Below are 16,983 nucleotides of genomic sequence, written 5' to 3'. Positions count from 1 at the left end.
TATATTTCTCTTAGGAAGGAGACCATCCGATGAAAGGGTTTATTCATTCGATTGAGACATGCGGCACCGTCGACGGCCCAGGCCTTCGCTATGTCATCTTCACACAAGGATGCTTGCTGCGCTGTCAATATTGTCATAACGCCGACACATGGGAAATCGGAAAAGGAAAAGAAATGACCGTAGAAGAAATTATCGATGATGTAAAAACGTATTTGCCGTTTATCAACGCTTCCGGCGGCGGAATTACCGTCAGCGGCGGGGAACCTTTGTTGCAAATCGACTTTTTAATCGAGCTATTTAAAGCATGCAAAAAACTCGGCATTCATACAGCGATCGATTCGTCAGGAGGATGCTACACGGCGGAAGCGTCGTTCCAGCAAAAATTAAACGAATTGCTTTCCTATACTGATTTAATTTTGCTTGATTTAAAACATATTGACGAAAAAAAACATCGGAAGCTGACAGGAAAAACAAATCAACATATTTTACAATTTGCTCGGTTCTTATCCGAAAAAAACCTTCCTGTTTGGATCCGACATGTTCTCGTTCCAACCATTACAGACGACCCGAATGATTTGCGCAGTCTCGCCGCTTTTATTCGCACGTTAAATAATGTAGAAAAAATTGAAATTCTCCCATATCATAAATTAGGAGTATACAAATGGAAAGCGCTTGGATTGAAGTATCCTTTGGAAGGAATTGAACCTCCTTCGGAAGAAAGCGTGGAAATGGCACAACGAATCCTAAACGGAACAGAAGATACAGTGCCTCTTACGTAATTGTTTTTATGATAACCTCCTTCCTTCCATGGAAACTTTTTCCACATAAAAGGATGGCCGCTGCTTCATATATGTGCCATCCTCTTTCTATGGGGAAGGAGCAAATATTTTAACAACGAACCGAATAACGGAAGCTATTTGACTAGAGAATGTTTAAACGCGTAAATGACCGCTTGTGTCCGATCTTGTACTCCTAATTTGCTTAATATGTTGCTGACGTGGACTTTAACCGTTTTTACGGCAATAAACAATTCATCAGCGATTTCTTGATTCGTTTTTCCTTGCGCCATTAATAAAAGCACTTCCATCTCCCGGTTCGTCAATTCTTCGTGAGGAAGAAGTTCTTTCTTTTGTTTCATTTTTGTCATTACTTTATTCGTCACTTCCGGTTCTAACACCGATTGGCCGTAAAACGTCGCACGGATCGCGTTGGCGATTTCGTTCGCTTTCGACGTCTTTAGCATATAGCTCGTTGCTCCAGCTTCCAAAGCCGGATACACTTTTTCATCATCTAAAAAGCTCGTTACAACGATAATTTTTGCTTCCGGCCATTGGGCGATAATCTGCTTTGTCGCTTCAATTCCGTCCATCTCCGGCATCACTAAATCCATTAAAATAATATCTGGCCGCAGCTCTAGTGCCAGCTCTACAGCTCGTTTGCCGCTATCGGCTTCTCCCACCACTTCCATATCCGGCTGCGACGCCAAAAACGCAGAAACGCCGATTCTCACCATTTCATGATCATCGGCCAATAAGACACGGATCACAATGTCCCCTCCTCTATGATCGGTACTTTCACCTCTAACCGTGTTCCTTGATTCGGCACACTGACGATTTGCAGCGTCCCGCCGATCTCCAGCGCGCGCTCATGCATATTTTGCAAGCCGTACGATCCTGCTTTCACTTGATCAACATCGAAACCGACACCATCATCCGATACACGCAAAATGACAAGTTGGTCTCGTTTTACCAACAATACTTCCAATTTTGTCGCCTTTGCATGACGAAGCGTATTGGAAATGGACTCTTGCAAGATGCGAAATAAATGGTCTTCTACTCCCTTATCAAGCGGAATGTCTTCCACTTTCCACTCAATGTGCAACGGCACTTTTTGCTTTAGTTCCATCAATAACTCTTGAATTCCCTCTTTTAGGGATTTGCCTTTGAGGGCTATCGGGCGAAGGTGAAGCAATAACGCCCGCATTTCTAATTGCGATTGGTGAATCATTTCCTCAATTAAACGAAACTGTTTTTCTTCGCGCTCATCAGAAAACGTCTTTGTTTCATTGATGGCGGAAATAAGCATCGAAGCGGCAAACAGCTGCTGGCTGACCGAATCATGAAGCTCGCGCGCAAGCCGATGCCGTTCTTGGGAAATGATCTCTTGAATCCGCTTTTCTTGCTCTTCCGCCTTTTCATTGGCAAGCCGCTGCGACAATTTCACTTGTTCCGTCATCTGCTTTTGAATTTTTTGAATGTGCGCTACCACCGACGCCACTTCTTTCAGCTTTGAAGGCTCTATAGAGGAAACAGGCTGGCCATGTTCGAGCTGGCGAAGCGAATCCATCACCGTTCGCCACTGTTTTTGCCAAAAAAATCCGAACACAGTGCCAAACGCTGTTCCTGCGGCAACACTAACCCCCGCCATAAATAAAAGAAACGGAACACCCATTATTTCTTTTTCCCATAATAAAGACCATTTTGGTAACGGATACGTGATAAATATGAGCACCGCCGTAACGATGAAAACGAACAACGAAAAGCCAATTCCCATGACAATATAACGCTGCATTATATTCATACATGCTTCACCTCGATTGTTCCGATGATCATCGAGGTGATTATTTTGACCTTTTGCTCCGCTTCCTCATATCCTTTTGTTTGAAAACAAATGGTTTCGTTCCACAAATTCGCTTCCTTTCGCTCAAAAACGATAGCGGAGCCATAGATCACTGAATGGTGCAGGAGCACTTCCACCTCATATGGCACAAGAATTTGTACATTCCCGATCAAATGGCGGATGACAATGACGGCTTCTCCTTTCGGAAGCACCGTATAACTTAAATCAATCACCACATCGGAAATCCCGCCTTGAATGTTAATATCTTCCCATTCATAAACATGTTCAGGTGTTTTTTGACTGCTAAAGAAGCTGTTTTTCCAACGCGGTTTTCGCTCAAGGAGGGAGGATTCCTCATGCTTTCGCTCGGTCATGATTGGCTGTATCTGCACAGGAGCTTTTTTCGATTGCATGTACTGCCAAATGATATACACCAAAATAAAAAACAATGAAATGCGAAATGTCACCATGCTAGCTAGCGAAATAATGAAACTAATGAGTCCAAACCAAAACAGAACAACACCTGACAGCTTCGGCATCCGCTTTCGCCCTATATACATACAGCCAATCGCGAAGAGCAGGAAGAAAACACTTCCATGTTGAAACAATAGCAACTCTGCCAAAAAGAGAACGATGGCGATCATGACAAGCCAAGCGGCGTAATCTGTTTTTTGCTGACGAAACATCTTTTTTCCTCCCTCCTTTATAACGATTGCCGCATCTCCATTATACAGCTAGTGAAAAAAGGGCGCTAATATGTATACGCCCTTTTGGAATTCCACGGTTTCGTTATGAAATTGAATTTAGCTTTTTCTCCAATTGCGCGATGCGTGCGTCAATCGTGCTTGCATAGTAATTGGCTTTGATATTTTGTTCCAGGCGTTCTAAGTATTGTTCCGTTTCGTTAAAACGAGAATAAGCGGTATCGTTCCATCCTGCTTGCAGCACTTTATCCATTCGATAATGCGCGCGGGCGGCATTCTCCCGACCCATGAGCTGCATGCGGCGAATGTACATATCTTTTAATTTATGTTTCATTTCTTCATATTTTCTTTCCAGCTGTTCTAACTCGTTTGTTGCTTCTTGAAGCAACTCTTGTATTTGCGATGCTCTTTCTTCATATTTTGTCTGTTCCGAAACGGCGAATTCATATAGTTCATTTTCCCCCGCTTGGGAAGCGATTTGCGCTTGGTACTTCCGCTTATCCGCAAGCTCTTTCGCCTGATTGTATTCACGCATAAGTTCTGTCTTCAATAGGTGTTGCCGCTCAAGCAGATGACGAACCTTTTCTACTTCCTTTTCGCATTGCCGTAAATATTCATTTAATAAGGCAATTGGATTTTGCTTTTCTTTTTGATCGATCATCTCATGCAAATCAGCCATGATGATATTTTTGATTCTCGTTAATAAATCAGCCATCACGGTTTTCCTCCTTTAAAAGCTTCGTTCTAACTCTGCCCACTGCTTTTCAAAATGAGCAAACGGGTCATCGATTTCTTTCGTCTGTTTTGTTTCATTCCATTTCTTATAAACTACATACAACACATACGCCGCGGCCACCGCAATAAGCGCGGGCGCGTTCGAAGCGGAAGCAACGAAAGCGATGATTCCGATCGCGATCCAAAACAGTTTTTTCATCGTTGTTTCCGCTTTCATCCATCGTTTCCAAGCGTAATACAAAATGACAAGGCTCACTGCCAAAACAGCGAGAGAACCAAGGTTGGCAAAAAGCGTAACCGCCGCAATCGCACCGATGATAAACAATCCGATTTTTTTCACTTTTTTCTCCCTCCTTTCTGTCTCCATCCTACCAACCGTTTCATATTTCGATAATGAGCCGAGGCGTTATTTTTCTCTAAGACCTGAGTCGTATTTTCTAATCAACATCTGTTATCGCACCATTTATCACACATCGCAAAAGGCTCCGATATGACATAAAAAAAGAAGGCTGCCTAACGGGCGCCTTCCTATTCGGTCGCTTTCATATACGCTTGTTTCGGATGGTTCGGCTGATCTGGATATTTTAAACGAATTTTTCCTTCCTCTATCAGTTTTCCTAAATAGTTATTCCTTAGTCCATCTGGCGTTCTTTCCAATAGTGCTGCTAGTTCCTTTAACATCAGCGGCCTTTGCTCGCAAAGCTGCAAAATAATATTTTCCATCACACTTGGAGGCAATCGTTTTTTCTTTCTCGCTAACTCCGCAATGTTCCATAGTTTTTCATCGATTTCACTCTTTTCTTTGTACGGATCAGATGAAGATAGTTCATTATTTACGGAGTTAAGACGTTTATTTATGGAGTTAGGTTCGTTATTCACGGAGTTTTCTTCGTTATTTACGGAGTCAACACCGTTATTTATGGATTCCGACGGATTATTAACGGAGTTTTCTCGTTTATTTACGGAGTTTTCTTCGCTATTTATAGAGCTATCTTCGTTATTTACGGAGTTTTGCTGCTTATTTATGGAGTTCAGGTCTTCTTCCGTTAACGTAAGATCCATTTCACTATCATCATGCTGTTCTATATCTTGATATATATCTGTTTCATATGATGCAGCTGTTTCATCTGGAAAATCGAACGGATATAATATCACGACAGTTCGTTCTGGATTCGAATGTTGAATAAATTCAGGCTGCTTGTATTGAGGGTTGCTCCATGTTGTAACAATATGCTTTAACCCGAAACCAGCCCGCTTGCAAAGACCGATCAAAATAAACATTTTAAACAAATTCGGATTGCGAAGATTGCTCATATGACCGGAAAGAGCAGAATCAATCGGAATGCGAAATAATCCTGGATTGGCAAAGCGAAACACACCGTTTTCTTTTTCTACAATAATCCCGCCTTCTCCTAAATAATCCGCATGAACAATCGCGTTTACAAGCGCCTCATGCAGCGCAATTTGCATGGAGCGATCCATATCATTATTTTTAAGCTGTGAGATCACTTTAAAATAAAAATCGTATAAGTTGCCAGACCATGTACCATCTTGAGAGGTGAATCGCTTTGTCCAATCGTTCGTTACTATACCGTTCAAACTTTCCCGATATTCGAGAAAATATTGCGGTAAAACTTCTGTAATAATGCGTTCCTCACTAAACATCAATAACCCTGCTAATGTAACTCCTTCTTTGCTGCTATCTCGCAATTTCCCCCATGCACCGATCTTGTATAAAAATTCTTTCGTCTCCAACCCATTCCATGGATGGTTTGGCTTGACAGCTGCAAACTTTTCCCGGTAGCTTTTCACCGATTCAAAATTTAATTCATGCAGTCCATAGTGTTCCAAAATGGAACTATCATGCCAAACAGTTGAATTCCCATCATAAAAACTTGAATATTTATTCACTTCCGATCTTCCTTTAATTATTATTTTATAAAAATATTTACTTCCTTCTTTATTCTTATTGTATCATCTTTCGTTTTCGTTGCGTGTAGTTGCCAAAAAAAGAAGAAAGAAGATGCCCAACACGTTTATTGCATGTTGGAAAATAGATGGATAGTTTTTCTAAAAGTGAGCAAAACTAATATAAATTAAAACACAGTAAGGGGGCTTTTGTTACATATGCTATCTCTTCCTTCATCACTAGAGCCGTATTGGCGGACATCTGTCGAGCTTCCATCGTTTCCGAAACTAGAAGAAGATATTCGCACCGATGTCGCCATTATCGGCGGAGGAATTTCTGGTATCACGACCGCTTATTTGCTTGCTAAACAGGGAGTGCGCGTCACTTTATTAGAAGCGGATCGTCTTCTGAACGGAACGACAGGACATACGACCGCGAAAATTACTGCTCAGCATGATATCATTTATGATGAATTAATCAACCACCTTGGACAGGAAAAGGCGAAACTGTACTACGAAGCATGTACGGAAGCATTGCGTTTTATTCGAAGTACAATCGAACAAGAAGCGATTGACTGCGATTTTATTGAGCAAGATGCATATATATACACCAATTCCTCCTCATCGTTAACAAAATTAATAAACGAATGGAAGGCATATGAAAAGCTTGGCATTGACGGAGCGTTTGTTGAATCGATTCCTCTTCCGATCCCTGTGAAAGCTGCGGTAGTGATGAAAAATCAAGCGCAATTTCACCCGCTGAAATACTTAATGAAACTAGTCGACGCTGTTGTCGAGGCAGGTGGAAAAATCTACGAATACACGCCCGCCGCCGATATCGAGCAAGGAGCGGCGCTTGCCGTCGTCACCCGCGACAAAAAAAAGGTTACGTGTGAACATGTCATCATTTGTTCCCATTTTCCGTTTTATGACGGCGGCTTTTATTTTTCACGCATGTACGCAGAGCGCTCTTACGTATTGGCAGCCAAAATAGCGGAGCAATACCCAGGCGGCATGTATTTGAGCGCTGATAACCCGAAGCGGTCCATCCGCTACACAACGATGAACGGGGAAAACTTGATTTTAATCGGAGGCGAAAACCACAAGACAGGACAGGGCGTCCCGACGATGCGACATTACGAGGCACTGCAAAGCTTTGCCTCTCAGCTATTTACCGTCACTGACATCCCATACCGTTGGTCGGCGCAAGATTTAACGACACTTGATAAAGTTCCTTACATTGGAAACATGACCGCAGGCACGCCGAACATCTATGTCGCGACAGGATACCGAAAATGGGGGATGACCAACGGGACAATCGCGGGGCTATTGCTCAGCGACTTAGTCATGGGACGCGACAACCGCTACCATGACTTATATACGCCGTCGCGCTTTTATGCCGATCCGAGCGTCAAACATTTTCTCACGCAAAACCTTGATGTCGCCAAACACCTCATCGAAGGAAAAGTGGAGGTGGTCGTCCGCAATCCGGAAGACTTGGCAAACGGCGAAGGCGCAGTTGTTGTCGTGAACGGGAAACGTGCCGGTGCGTATAAGGACGAAAACGGGGCATTGTTCATCGTTGACACGACATGCACCCACATGGGATGTGAACTGGAATGGAACAGCGGCGACCGCACATGGGACTGTCCTTGCCACGGCTCGCGATTCTCCATTCACGGCGATGTCGTCGAAGGACCGGCGAAATATCCTTTAAACAAAATAGAGGACGATCCATCATAACAAAGGGCTGCCCGATAAGGCGGCCCTTTTCTCTATTCCACAACTTTTTACCGGAACTTACGGTATCTATTTATTCTATTTCCGATGTCGAATTACGTTAATATGAAGTTGTGAAAAGGTTTACAATAAAAAGGGGGTAACAACATGAAACTGCTTGCCATTACTTCATGCCCTAACGGTATTGCCCACACATATATGGCCGCTGAAAAACTAGCAAAAGCAGCTGAAAAAATGGGACATGAAATAAAAGTAGAAACACAAGGTTCCATTGGAGTGGAAAATGAGCTAACTCCAGAGGATATTCAATCCGCAGACGGAATTATCATCGCTGCCGATAAACAAGTAGATAAAAGCCGCTTTTATGGAAAACGAGTGCTCGAGGCATCCGTCACAGACGGTATCCGTAAACCTGAAGAGCTCATTGCTAAATTTGAACGCAATGAAGTTCCCGTATACGGAAAGCCACAGTCCGATACACTCAAAACTATTGAAGAAGTGAAAACAGAACGAAAACAAAAACAAAATCCAATTTACCGCAACTTGATGAATGGCGTTTCCTATATGATTCCATTCGTCGTAATCGGCGGACTTTTAATCGCTCTTTCTCTCGCTATTGGCGGTGAGCCGACGGACAAAGGGCTCGTTATTCCAAAAGGATCTATATGGAATGATATTCTCAATGTAGGATCGGCTAGCTTTACCTTCATGGTTCCAATTTTATCTGGCTTTATCGCAATGAGCATCGCTGATCGACCTGGTCTCGCGCCTGGCATGATTGGTGGTTATATCGCTGCAAATGGAAGTTTTTATGGCAGTGAAGCAGGCGCTGGATTTATTGGAGGAATTATCGCTGGATTTTTAGCTGGTTACATCGCAAAATGGATTAAAAGCATTCCTGTTCCGAAAATCATTCAACCTATTATGCCAATACTTGTCATTCCATTATTTTCTTCGATCCTTGTAGCTGTCATTTTTATTTTCATCCTTGGACAGCCAATTGCCGGCATTATGGAATCGCTTACTTCGTGGCTCAATAGTATGCAAGGAGCTAGCAAGATTATTCTTGCCATGATTCTCGGAGCAATGATTGCGTTTGACATGGGAGGACCTGTCAATAAAGTTGCCTTTTTATTTGGTTCTGCTATGATTGCAGAAGGGAATACCCATATTATGGGGCCGATTGCTGTAGCAATTTGTATACCGCCTCTTGGACTAGGATTAGCAACGTTACTGAATAAATCCAAATTTACGGAAGAAGAACGGGAAGCTGGAAAAGCGGCACTCGCTATGGGACTCGTCGGTATCACTGAAGGTGCTATTCCATTCGCAGCGCGAGATCCTCTTCGCGTCATCCCAAGCATTATGATCGGTTCGATGGTAGGTTCCGTCATCGCCATGTTAAGCGGCGTTACCGACCATGTACCACATGGTGGTCCGATTGTTGCCGTATTCCAAGCTGTAGAACATGTACCGATGTTTTTCGTATCTATCATTATCGGAATGGTTGTCACTGCTTTACTTGTCAATGCCATTAAAAAACCAGTTTAGTTCGATTTCCGGAATCTTTGCTTATAGCAAAGATTCTCGCTTTTTATCTATTGAAAAAGGAGGTGAGCAGCGATGCTTTCCCGCCACAAACAATTATTAAAGCAGTTATTAGCTGCTCATACGCATACTTCGGTTGCAACGTTGGCAAATCAACTAGTTTGTTCGGAAAAAACGATTCGCAACGATTTAAAAGCACTCGATGAATTTCTTTCCGAGAAATACCCAAACATTGTTATAGAGCGAAAACCAAGTGTCGGAGTCATTATTAGAGGGAAGGAGACGGAAAAACAAAAGCTTCTTCATGATTTGACCCGGCTTGAAGAAACAAATCCTTCTCAAGATTACCGAAAACTTCAATTCATAAAAATACTTCTCACAGAAGACAAACCGGTAACGATGCAACAGCTCGCCGAACGATTTTATATTAGTAAATCAGCTATTCAAAATGATTTAGAAGAAATCGAACAATGGTTGCAATCGTTCGGCCTTGTACTTATCCGGAAACCCAACCTCGGCATAAAAGTAGAAGGAACCGAACAGGCATGGCGAACCGCCTTATCGCGATTAGTAGAACTTCTTGTAGACCATTCTTACTATATATTCGATGCCAAGCAACTAAAATTAATCGAAGACGTATTGAAGCCATACGAACTCGCTTTGATTGAAAAAGAAATACGAAAAATGGATGAATGGCTTGAATTTCCTCTTACCGATCAATCTGTGATCAGTCTAACCGTGCATATCGCTATCGCAATCAAACGGATCAAAACGGGTCATCGTATCGATATCAATGCAAATCAATTGCAAGAGCTGCAAATGAAACCAGAGTATCGGCTTGCCGAACAATTGGCAAAACAAATCGAACAATGGGTTGCCGTAAAAATCCCCGATGAAGAAATCGGGTATATCACGTTGCATCTGCTTGGCGCGAGATTGCGATACGATCAGACAAACGAAAAAAAAGATATCGAGCAACTGTTAATAAAAATGGACAACGAAGCATTGCAAATCGTCAAAGAGCTTATTCACGATATTTCTTTGCATACCGATGAACGGTTACGTGAAGATAAAGAGTTATTAATTGGGCTTACGATTCATGTTCATTCTACACTCAATCGATTGCGGAACGGGTTAGCCGTAAAAAATCCGTTATTAAAAGATATCAAACAAATGTATCGCTATCCGTTTGAAATCGTATTGTCACTGATTCCAAAGGTGGAGAAAAAAGCAAACGTTCCAATTCCCGAAGATGAGGTTGCCTATATTGTTCTTCACATTCAAGCGGCTTTGGAACGGATACAGCATAAAATTGAAAAAATAAGAGCGGTTATTGTTTGTGCCACTGGCTCAGGAACATCCCGACTCATCGAAGCAAAGATATCCGCTGCATTTCCAAAATTAGAGATTGCTGCTGTTGCATCTATCGCGAAACTCAATGAAATCATTGCTGCAACAAAGCCAGATTTGCTTATTAGTACTGTTCCATTAGAACATCGAAAAATTCCTGTGATCACGGTAAGCCCGTTGCTGCCAAAACAAGAACTTGACATGATAGAACAATGGGTAGAACGTGTGTCTCAGCCACGCCGTTATGAAATGCTGAGACAACTAATAAACCCCTCATGTATTTTTCTTGATATATCAGTTGCCAGTCGCTTTGAAGCGATTGATTATATAGCAAATGAACTTTGCAAACGAGGATACGTAGAATCGCTATATGGACAAAGCGCCAAAGAGCGGGAAACACTTTCCTCAACATATATCGGTGGAGGAATCGCCATTCCACATGGCCAAATTCAATGGATTAATCAATCTATTATTGCCGTGGCTCGTTTATCGTCGCCAATTGATTGGGATGGCGAGCAGGTAAAATTTGTTTTGATGATTGCCCACCGTCTCAACGATAACAGTCAAATAAAAAAACTGTTTCAAGAAATAGCTCTTCTTTCCGAAGACGAGCAAACGCTAAAACAGCTATCTACCTGCAAAACAGCAGATGAATTTTATCAATTACTTCAAATCTAGAAAAGGGGAGAAATCAAAAATGAAATTAACAGAATTAATGACTATGGAATTAATTGAGTTGCAACTAAAAGGGGAAACGAAAGATGAGATTATGGAAGAAATGGTTGCCATGATTGATCGTTCTGGCGCCCTATACGACAAAGAAGCGTATAAACAATCACTTTATCATCGAGAAATGGAAGGAAGTACAGGCATCGGATTTGGAATTGCGATTCCTCATGGAAAAAGCAATGCTGTAAAACAAACGTGTGTTGCTTTCGGGGTAAAACGTAGCGGCGTGGACTGGGACAGCTTAGACGGTGAAAAAGCTCAGCTCATTTTTATGATCGCTGTACCGGAAGAACAAGCGGGTAACGAACATTTAAAAATTCTTCAGCTTTTATCACGGAAACTAATGGATGACGAGTTTCGCGAACATCTTCTACAAGCCAAAACAAAAGAGGAAGTCATGCAATTATTTGAACAAGTATAAACAGAAATATTTTTGTATAATGAAGTTAGGAAAGCCTGTATAACTCTATAAAGGGGTGATTTCCGTGCAAATCGAACCAATTTTTCTCACTCCTATTTTTCAAGAGCGAATTTGGGGCGGCACGAAATTGGCGGACGAATTCGGCTATTCCATCCCGTCAGCACACACAGGGGAATGCTGGGCAGTTTCCGCACATCCAAACGGACAAACCGTGATTAAAAACGGGCCGTTTCAAGGAATGACGCTTGGACAATTATGGGAAGAGCGACGCGACTTATTCGGCCACTTTCCATCAGACCGTTTTCCTTTGTTGACGAAAATTTTAGATGCCAACGCTGATTTATCAGTGCAAGTGCATCCTGATGACGCATACGCACAAAAACATGAAAATGGCGAATTTGGAAAAACAGAATGTTGGTATATTATTGACTGCAAAAAAGATGCGGAACTTGTTTACGGACATCATGCGAAAACGAAAGAAGAACTGAAAGAAATGATGGAAACCGGCCAATGGGACAAGTTGCTTCGCAGAATTCCGATTAAACCTGGCGACTTTTTCTATGTCCCTAGCGGCACAATTCACGCCCTTTGCGAAGGGACGCTTGTCTTAGAAACACAACAAAGCTCTGACACAACATACCGCGTCTATGACTATGACCGCGTCGACAGCAACGGGAAAAAACGCGAACTGCATTTAGACAAAGCGTTAGACGTCATTACCGTTCCACATCGCGACGCGAATGTTCATCCGAACATCACCCAAGTTGACGATGCCACCATTACAACATTTATCGAAAGTGACTACTTTGGTGTACAAAAGTGGGAGATTAATGGAACTGTCAACTTGGACCAAACGAAACATTTTCTCATCGTTAGCGTTCTTAATGGAGAAGGTAAGCTAGTGTCGGAAGGCGGTTCATACGATCTAAAAAAAGGGGATCATTTCATTCTTCCATATCAATTTGGGCGTTTTTCCATAAACGGAACGCTCGAAATGATTGCTTCATGGCCTCTAGTACAAAAAGGAGCTGCCTCTTAAATATGAGACAGCTCCCTTTCTTTTTACGATATAATCAATCTTCATTTACCGCTTTAGCATGGGAAGTTGGATATTCTTTTTCCCAAAAGTCCGCGCCGGTAATGCCTAGTTTCACCGGATCAAAGACTGGGTCTTTGCCAGCCTTTTTCTGTTCTTCAAAATCTTTAAGAACTTTTAATGCTGGTTTCGTTAATAAAAGAATCGCGATAATGTTGAGCCATGCCATGCTTCCGACACCGATATCGCCAAGTGTCCAAGCTAGTTTTGCTGTTTTGACGCATCCGTAAAACACTACCCCTAAAATCGCCACTTTTAACACATATTGTGGCCAGCTAGCTTTCATTCTCCTTGTAATATAAGCTAAATTTGTTTCTGCCATGTAGTAATACGCCATAATGGTCGTAAACGCAAAGAAGAATAGAGCAACCGCAACAAACGGGGCACCGAATCCTGGGAATACCGTTTCAACTGCTTTCTGCGTAAAAATAGGTCCCGGCTCTACATCGCCAAGTGTTTGCACAATCGGCGCCTTTCCCTCCGGTGTTACGTTATACATGCCGGTAATTAAAATCATAAATGCAGTTGCCGAACAAACAAACCATGTATCGACATAGACCGAAAATGCTTGAACTAAGCCTTGTTTCGCCGGATGCGACACCTCTGCGGCAGCGGCTGCATGCGGTGCAGTTCCTTGTCCCGCTTCATTGGAATAAATTCCTCGTTTGACTCCCCACGAAATTGCGGCACCAAGAATTCCTCCAAACGCCGCATCCATACCAAAGGCGCTTCGGAAAATTAAGCTGAGTACATGAGGGAGTTCGGTAATATTCGCAAATACGATAAATAAAGCCACTATAATGTATCCTAACGCCATAAATGGAACAATCAATTCGGCCGCACGGGCAATCCGCTTCACACCCCCGAAAATAATGACGCCTAAAAGAACGGCAATTCCGATTCCTGTAATCGTCGGACTGATGCCAAACGCGTTTTCCATTCCCGCGGCAATGCTGTTGGCTTGCACACCCGGCAACAGCACCCCGGTCGCCAACACCGTAACAATAGCAAACAATACCGCATACCATTTCATTTTTAGCCCTTTTTCAATATAGTAGGCTGGTCCGCCGCGAAACTGACCGTCCTGCTTCGTTTTATACACCTGCGCGAGCGCTGCTTCCACAAAAGCGGAACCTGCCCCTACGAAAGCAATGAGCCACATCCAAAATACGGCACCAGGACCTCCATATGCAATAGCAGTCGCGACACCTGCTATGTTTCCTGTCCCAACCCGTCCGGATAACGCGAGCGATAAAGCCTGGAAAGAAGAAATTCCTGCTTCAGAGCTCTTGCCTTGAAACATTTGTTTAATCATTTCTTTCATATGCCTCACTTGCAAAAAGCGAGTGAGCAACGAATAGAAAAGACCGGTTGCCAAACAAAGATAGACCAAATATTGGCTCCAAATAATGCTGTTTAACCAATCCACAAATTGTTCCATATTCATCCCCCTGTATTTACTATAATAATATATTTATTATAAAATATTTTAAATTTTCTTTTAATAGTAAAAATTAAAAAAGGTTCTGGGATAAAGAACCTTTTTTACTTCATATTTGTTCCAATTTTGTAAACCGCCGCAATATTTCGGGCGGTTTGGGTAACATAATACCGAGCATTTGCTAATGCTTTTTCTAATGGAATAATTCCCGGGACAATGCTATAAAGCGCATCAATTCCATGGCTTCGCACGACATCGCTGTCATCGGATACAGAGCCGGCAATGGCAATGACCGGAATATTGTATTGTTTTGCCGCTTTTGCTACGCCGATCGGCGTTTTTCCAAAAATCGTCTGCCCATCGATGCGTCCTTCCCCCGTAATCACTAGCGATGCGCCTTGAATTCGTTCATGAAAATTCACCGTTTCTAACACAATCTCCACTCCACGCTTCAGCTTCGCATCGAGAAAGGCAAGTAATCCAGCGCCAAGTCCTCCAGCCGCCCCGGCACCAGGAATATCTTTTACTTGCTTTCCTAACACTCGTTCAATGACATCGGCATAGTGATGTAAATTTTTATCCAATGTCACGACCATTTCGGGCGTCGCTCCTTTTTGCGGACCGAAAACCGCCGAGGCGCCTTTTGGACCTGTCAACGGATTGTCAACATCGCACGCAACTTCAATTTTTACACATTTTAACCGTTGATCGAGTCCTGACAAATCAATGTCGGCAAGCTCGGATAAGCTCCCGCCCCCTGGTCCGATTTCCTGTCCATGTCGGTTTAAAAGACGCCCGCCAAGCGCCTGAATCATGCCAGCCCCGCCGTCGTTTGTCGCGCTTCCACCGATGCCGATAATAATATGCTCGGCTCCTTCGTCTAGCGCGGCGAGAATCAATTCCCCTGTCCCTCTCGTTGTCGTCACAAGCGGATTTCTCTTTTCACTTGGAACAAGGTGCAATCCAGAGGCGGCCGCCATTTCAATGACTGCTGTTTTTCCATCCCCAAGCATGCCAAAAAAGGCTTGGACACGATCCCCAAGCGGTCCTGTCACTTCCGTTTTCACAATTCGCCCGCCTGTCGCATCGACCAATGATTGAACCGTCCCTTCTCCGCCGTCTGCCATCGGAATTTTCACGTATTCCGCTTCAGGAAATATATCGCGGAACCCTTTTTCAATCGCGTTCGCCACCTCAAGCGCGGATAAGCTTTCTTTAAACGAATCTGGCGCAATAATCACTTTCATCCTCTTTCCTCCTCATTGTGATTATGAAAATCATTGGAAGACTCCGAAAATCATCATCGATACGACAGCCAGTGTCAAGCCGATGAGTGACTCATACGGAATTAGTTTCAGCCGTTCTTTGACCTCCATATGGACACTGCCCGCTGTCGCGTGGAAGAAGCTTCCGTGCGGCAAATGATCCAATACGGTCGCCCCGGCATGAACCATCGCTGCCCCGGCTAACGCGGAAATACCTAGACTCATCATCGTTTCACCAAATACACTGCTGGCAACAGCTGTTCCCGCCGTCGTGGAAGCAGTCGCCCCAGACATCAAAATCCCGGAAATCGGCGCTAGCACGTATGCTGGTAACCCGAAATGATCCAAACCGTTAATGATAACATCTTTTAGCGAGGAATTGGCAACAATGCCCGCTAATGTCCCTGTTCCGACTAACATGATGGCAACGTCAGACATTTTGGATAACCCGGATATAGCATAATCATTCAACTTCTTCCCTTTTTTCATCGCCAGCGCACCAACGATACCGCCGACCGGAAGGGCGATCATTGGGTCAATCGCAATATCAAACAACGGCCGCAATGCAAGCAATACTATCGCGACAAGCGGAGCAATAATAGCCGCAAAGAACGAAGGTGTTTGTCCGCTGCTTTTTCTTTCCTGCACATCATAAATAAGCGTTCCTTTTTGCGCAAGTTTTCTGGCGATAATATACGTAACAGCGAGCCCGAATATTGCTGGGACGACTCCAGCTGCCATTAATGATGTCAACGGAATATGGAATGCATCCGCAGCAGCGATGGCGTTCGGGTTCGGTGACATAATGTTCCCCGCCTTCCCGCCGCCAATCATCGCCAGTAAAATCGCCGTTTTTGATAAGTTGGCGCGGCTTGCGATCGCTAACGCAATCGGCGCAACGGTAATGACTGCGACATCCACAAACACGCCGATCGCAGTCAGCAGCGCTGTCGCCACTGAAAGCGCAAGCAAAGCCCGCTTTTCCCCAAGCTTTCGAACGATCGTTTCAGCGATCGCTGCCGCTGCCCCCGATTCCATTAAAACCCCGGCTAACACTCCTGCCGCCAAAATGCGCAATACCGCAGGAATCATTTCTTTTGCTCCATCCATCATCACCGTGACCGTATCTGTCACGTTCCCCCCGCCAATGATTCCGCCGACAAAAGCACCAGCAATCATCCCGTAGGCGGGGGAAACTTTCCGTAAAATCAACACAATGGCAACAACCAGTGCTACGATGGCTCCTGCGGCGCTTACTTGAATATCCATAACAGCTTCCCCTTTCATACAAACAACGCCCTCATGAACATGACCAATTCTCCCTTTATCTCCAAAACCAATAATGATACCTTCTCATTCCATCACATCTATATTTCTCCCTAAAATCTTCATCATCCGATTAACGATAACCCCTTCGTAAATGGATA

At 43.6% G+C, this 16,983-nt stretch carries 15 protein-coding genes; 6 read left to right on the top strand and 9 right to left on the bottom strand.

Annotated features, from left to right (window positions below):
* Nucleotides 1-29: 29 nt before the first annotated feature.
* Entirely contained in the window at nt 30-779 is a 750-nt protein-coding gene (gene pflA / locus QSJ37_RS09410; RefSeq protein ID WP_285754899.1) for a pyruvate formate-lyase-activating protein, read from the top strand.
* A gap of 134 nt (nt 780-913) precedes the next feature.
* On the opposite strand, the gene QSJ37_RS09405 is transcribed toward pflA, so the two are convergent.
* The 6 genes from QSJ37_RS09405 to QSJ37_RS09380 all read right to left on the bottom strand — a co-directional run bounded on the left by QSJ37_RS09405 (nt 914) and on the right by QSJ37_RS09380 (nt 5,969).
* Nucleotides 914-1,546, bottom strand: a complete 633-nt coding sequence (locus tag QSJ37_RS09405) for a response regulator transcription factor (protein WP_081189689.1) — start codon at nt 1,544-1,546, stop codon at nt 914-916.
* Nucleotides 1,543-2,580 (bottom strand): sensor histidine kinase, encoded by a 1,038-nt coding sequence (locus QSJ37_RS09400; protein ID WP_285754898.1) that lies wholly within the window; start codon nt 2,578-2,580, stop codon nt 1,543-1,545. Before QSJ37_RS09400 ends, QSJ37_RS09405 begins: the two co-directional genes overlap by 4 nt.
* A complete protein-coding gene (gene liaF / locus QSJ37_RS09395) occupies nt 2,577-3,305 on the bottom strand; it encodes a cell wall-active antibiotics response protein LiaF (protein ID WP_285754896.1) in 729 nt (242 codons plus the stop codon). The genes QSJ37_RS09400 and liaF overlap by 4 nt, the downstream gene beginning before the upstream one ends.
* Nucleotides 3,306-3,408: 103 nt before the next feature.
* On the bottom strand, nt 3,409-4,038 hold the full coding sequence (locus QSJ37_RS09390; RefSeq protein ID WP_285754895.1) for a PspA/IM30 family protein: 630 nt from the start codon (nt 4,036-4,038) through the stop codon (nt 3,409-3,411).
* Nucleotides 4,039-4,053: 15 nt separating this feature from the next.
* Nucleotides 4,054-4,398, bottom strand: coding sequence for a lmo0954 family membrane protein (locus tag QSJ37_RS09385; protein WP_285754893.1), 345 nt, complete (start codon nt 4,396-4,398; stop codon nt 4,054-4,056).
* Nucleotides 4,399-4,586: 188 nt separating this feature from the next.
* Nucleotides 4,587-5,969, bottom strand: coding sequence for an ATP-binding protein (locus QSJ37_RS09380; protein WP_285754891.1), 1,383 nt, complete (start codon nt 5,967-5,969; stop codon nt 4,587-4,589).
* Between the two features lie 216 nt (nt 5,970-6,185).
* Between QSJ37_RS09380 and QSJ37_RS09375 the strand changes: the two genes are divergently transcribed.
* From QSJ37_RS09375 to manA, 5 genes are all read left to right on the top strand, one after another.
* Nucleotides 6,186-7,709 carry an FAD-dependent oxidoreductase gene (locus QSJ37_RS09375; RefSeq protein WP_285756095.1) on the top strand — a complete coding sequence of 508 codons (1,524 nt, stop codon included), beginning with the start codon at nt 6,186-6,188 and terminating at the stop codon, nt 7,707-7,709.
* 144 nt (nt 7,710-7,853) lie between these two features.
* Complete coding sequence (locus QSJ37_RS09370; protein WP_081189696.1) at nt 7,854-9,257, top strand: PTS fructose transporter subunit IIC; 1,404 nt, start codon at nt 7,854-7,856, stop codon at nt 9,255-9,257.
* 72 nt (nt 9,258-9,329) lie between these two features.
* Nucleotides 9,330-11,282, top strand: a complete 1,953-nt coding sequence (locus QSJ37_RS09365; protein WP_285754888.1) for a BglG family transcription antiterminator — start codon at nt 9,330-9,332, stop codon at nt 11,280-11,282.
* A 19-nt stretch (nt 11,283-11,301) separates the two neighbouring features.
* Complete coding sequence (locus QSJ37_RS09360) at nt 11,302-11,754, top strand: PTS sugar transporter subunit IIA (protein WP_081189698.1); 453 nt, start codon at nt 11,302-11,304, stop codon at nt 11,752-11,754.
* Nucleotides 11,755-11,818: 64 nt separating this feature from the next.
* Nucleotides 11,819-12,793, top strand: coding sequence for a mannose-6-phosphate isomerase, class I (gene manA, locus QSJ37_RS09355; protein WP_171698820.1), 975 nt, complete (start codon nt 11,819-11,821; stop codon nt 12,791-12,793).
* A gap of 34 nt (nt 12,794-12,827) precedes the next feature.
* Here manA and QSJ37_RS09350 read toward each other — a convergent pair whose 3' ends face one another.
* From QSJ37_RS09350 to QSJ37_RS09340, 3 genes are all read right to left on the bottom strand, one after another.
* Nucleotides 12,828-14,291: an alanine/glycine:cation symporter family protein gene (locus QSJ37_RS09350; RefSeq protein ID WP_081189699.1), complete on the bottom strand. Its 1,464-nt coding sequence runs from the start codon at nt 14,289-14,291 to the stop codon at nt 12,828-12,830.
* A 104-nt stretch (nt 14,292-14,395) separates the two neighbouring features.
* On the bottom strand, nt 14,396-15,538 hold the full coding sequence (locus tag QSJ37_RS09345; RefSeq protein ID WP_285754883.1) for a glycerate kinase: 1,143 nt from the start codon (nt 15,536-15,538) through the stop codon (nt 14,396-14,398).
* 30 nt (nt 15,539-15,568) lie between these two features.
* On the bottom strand, nt 15,569-16,825 hold the full coding sequence (locus tag QSJ37_RS09340; protein ID WP_285754881.1) for a GntP family permease: 1,257 nt from the start codon (nt 16,823-16,825) through the stop codon (nt 15,569-15,571).
* Nucleotides 16,826-16,983 lie beyond the last annotated feature (158 nt).

Origin of the sequence: Parageobacillus sp. G301 (assembly GCF_030268025.1) — a bacterium.
GTDB lineage: Bacteria > Bacillota > Bacilli > Bacillales > Anoxybacillaceae > Parageobacillus_B > Parageobacillus_B toebii.
Note: the sequence above shows the minus strand (reverse complement) of the source record. Positions and strands in the feature narration are given on the sequence as shown.

Bases quoted from the DNA above. Each gene is read 5' to 3' on its own strand.
- QSJ37_RS09365 (WP_285754888.1), top strand. From the start codon at position 9,330: ATGCTTTCCCGCCACAAACAATTATTAAAGCAGTTATTAGCTGCTCAT.
- QSJ37_RS09370 (WP_081189696.1), top strand. From the start codon at position 7,854: ATGAAACTGCTTGCCATTACTTCATGCCCTAACGGTATTGCCCACACA.
- QSJ37_RS09360 (WP_081189698.1), top strand. From the start codon at position 11,302: ATGAAATTAACAGAATTAATGACTATGGAATTAATTGAGTTGCAACTA.
- pflA (WP_285754899.1), top strand. From the start codon at position 30: ATGAAAGGGTTTATTCATTCGATTGAGACATGCGGCACCGTCGACGGC.
- QSJ37_RS09345 (WP_285754883.1), bottom strand. From the start codon at position 15,538: ATGAAAGTGATTATTGCGCCAGATTCGTTTAAAGAAAGCTTATCCGCG.
- QSJ37_RS09340 (WP_285754881.1), bottom strand. From the start codon at position 16,825: ATGGATATTCAAGTAAGCGCCGCAGGAGCCATCGTAGCACTGGTTGTT.
- QSJ37_RS09390 (WP_285754895.1), bottom strand. From the start codon at position 4,038: ATGGCTGATTTATTAACGAGAATCAAAAATATCATCATGGCTGATTTG.
- liaF (WP_285754896.1), bottom strand. From the start codon at position 3,305: ATGTTTCGTCAGCAAAAAACAGATTACGCCGCTTGGCTTGTCATGATC.
- QSJ37_RS09375 (WP_285756095.1), top strand. From the start codon at position 6,186: ATGCTATCTCTTCCTTCATCACTAGAGCCGTATTGGCGGACATCTGTC.
- QSJ37_RS09400 (WP_285754898.1), bottom strand. From the start codon at position 2,580: ATGAATATAATGCAGCGTTATATTGTCATGGGAATTGGCTTTTCGTTG.
- QSJ37_RS09350 (WP_081189699.1), bottom strand. From the start codon at position 14,291: ATGGAACAATTTGTGGATTGGTTAAACAGCATTATTTGGAGCCAATAT.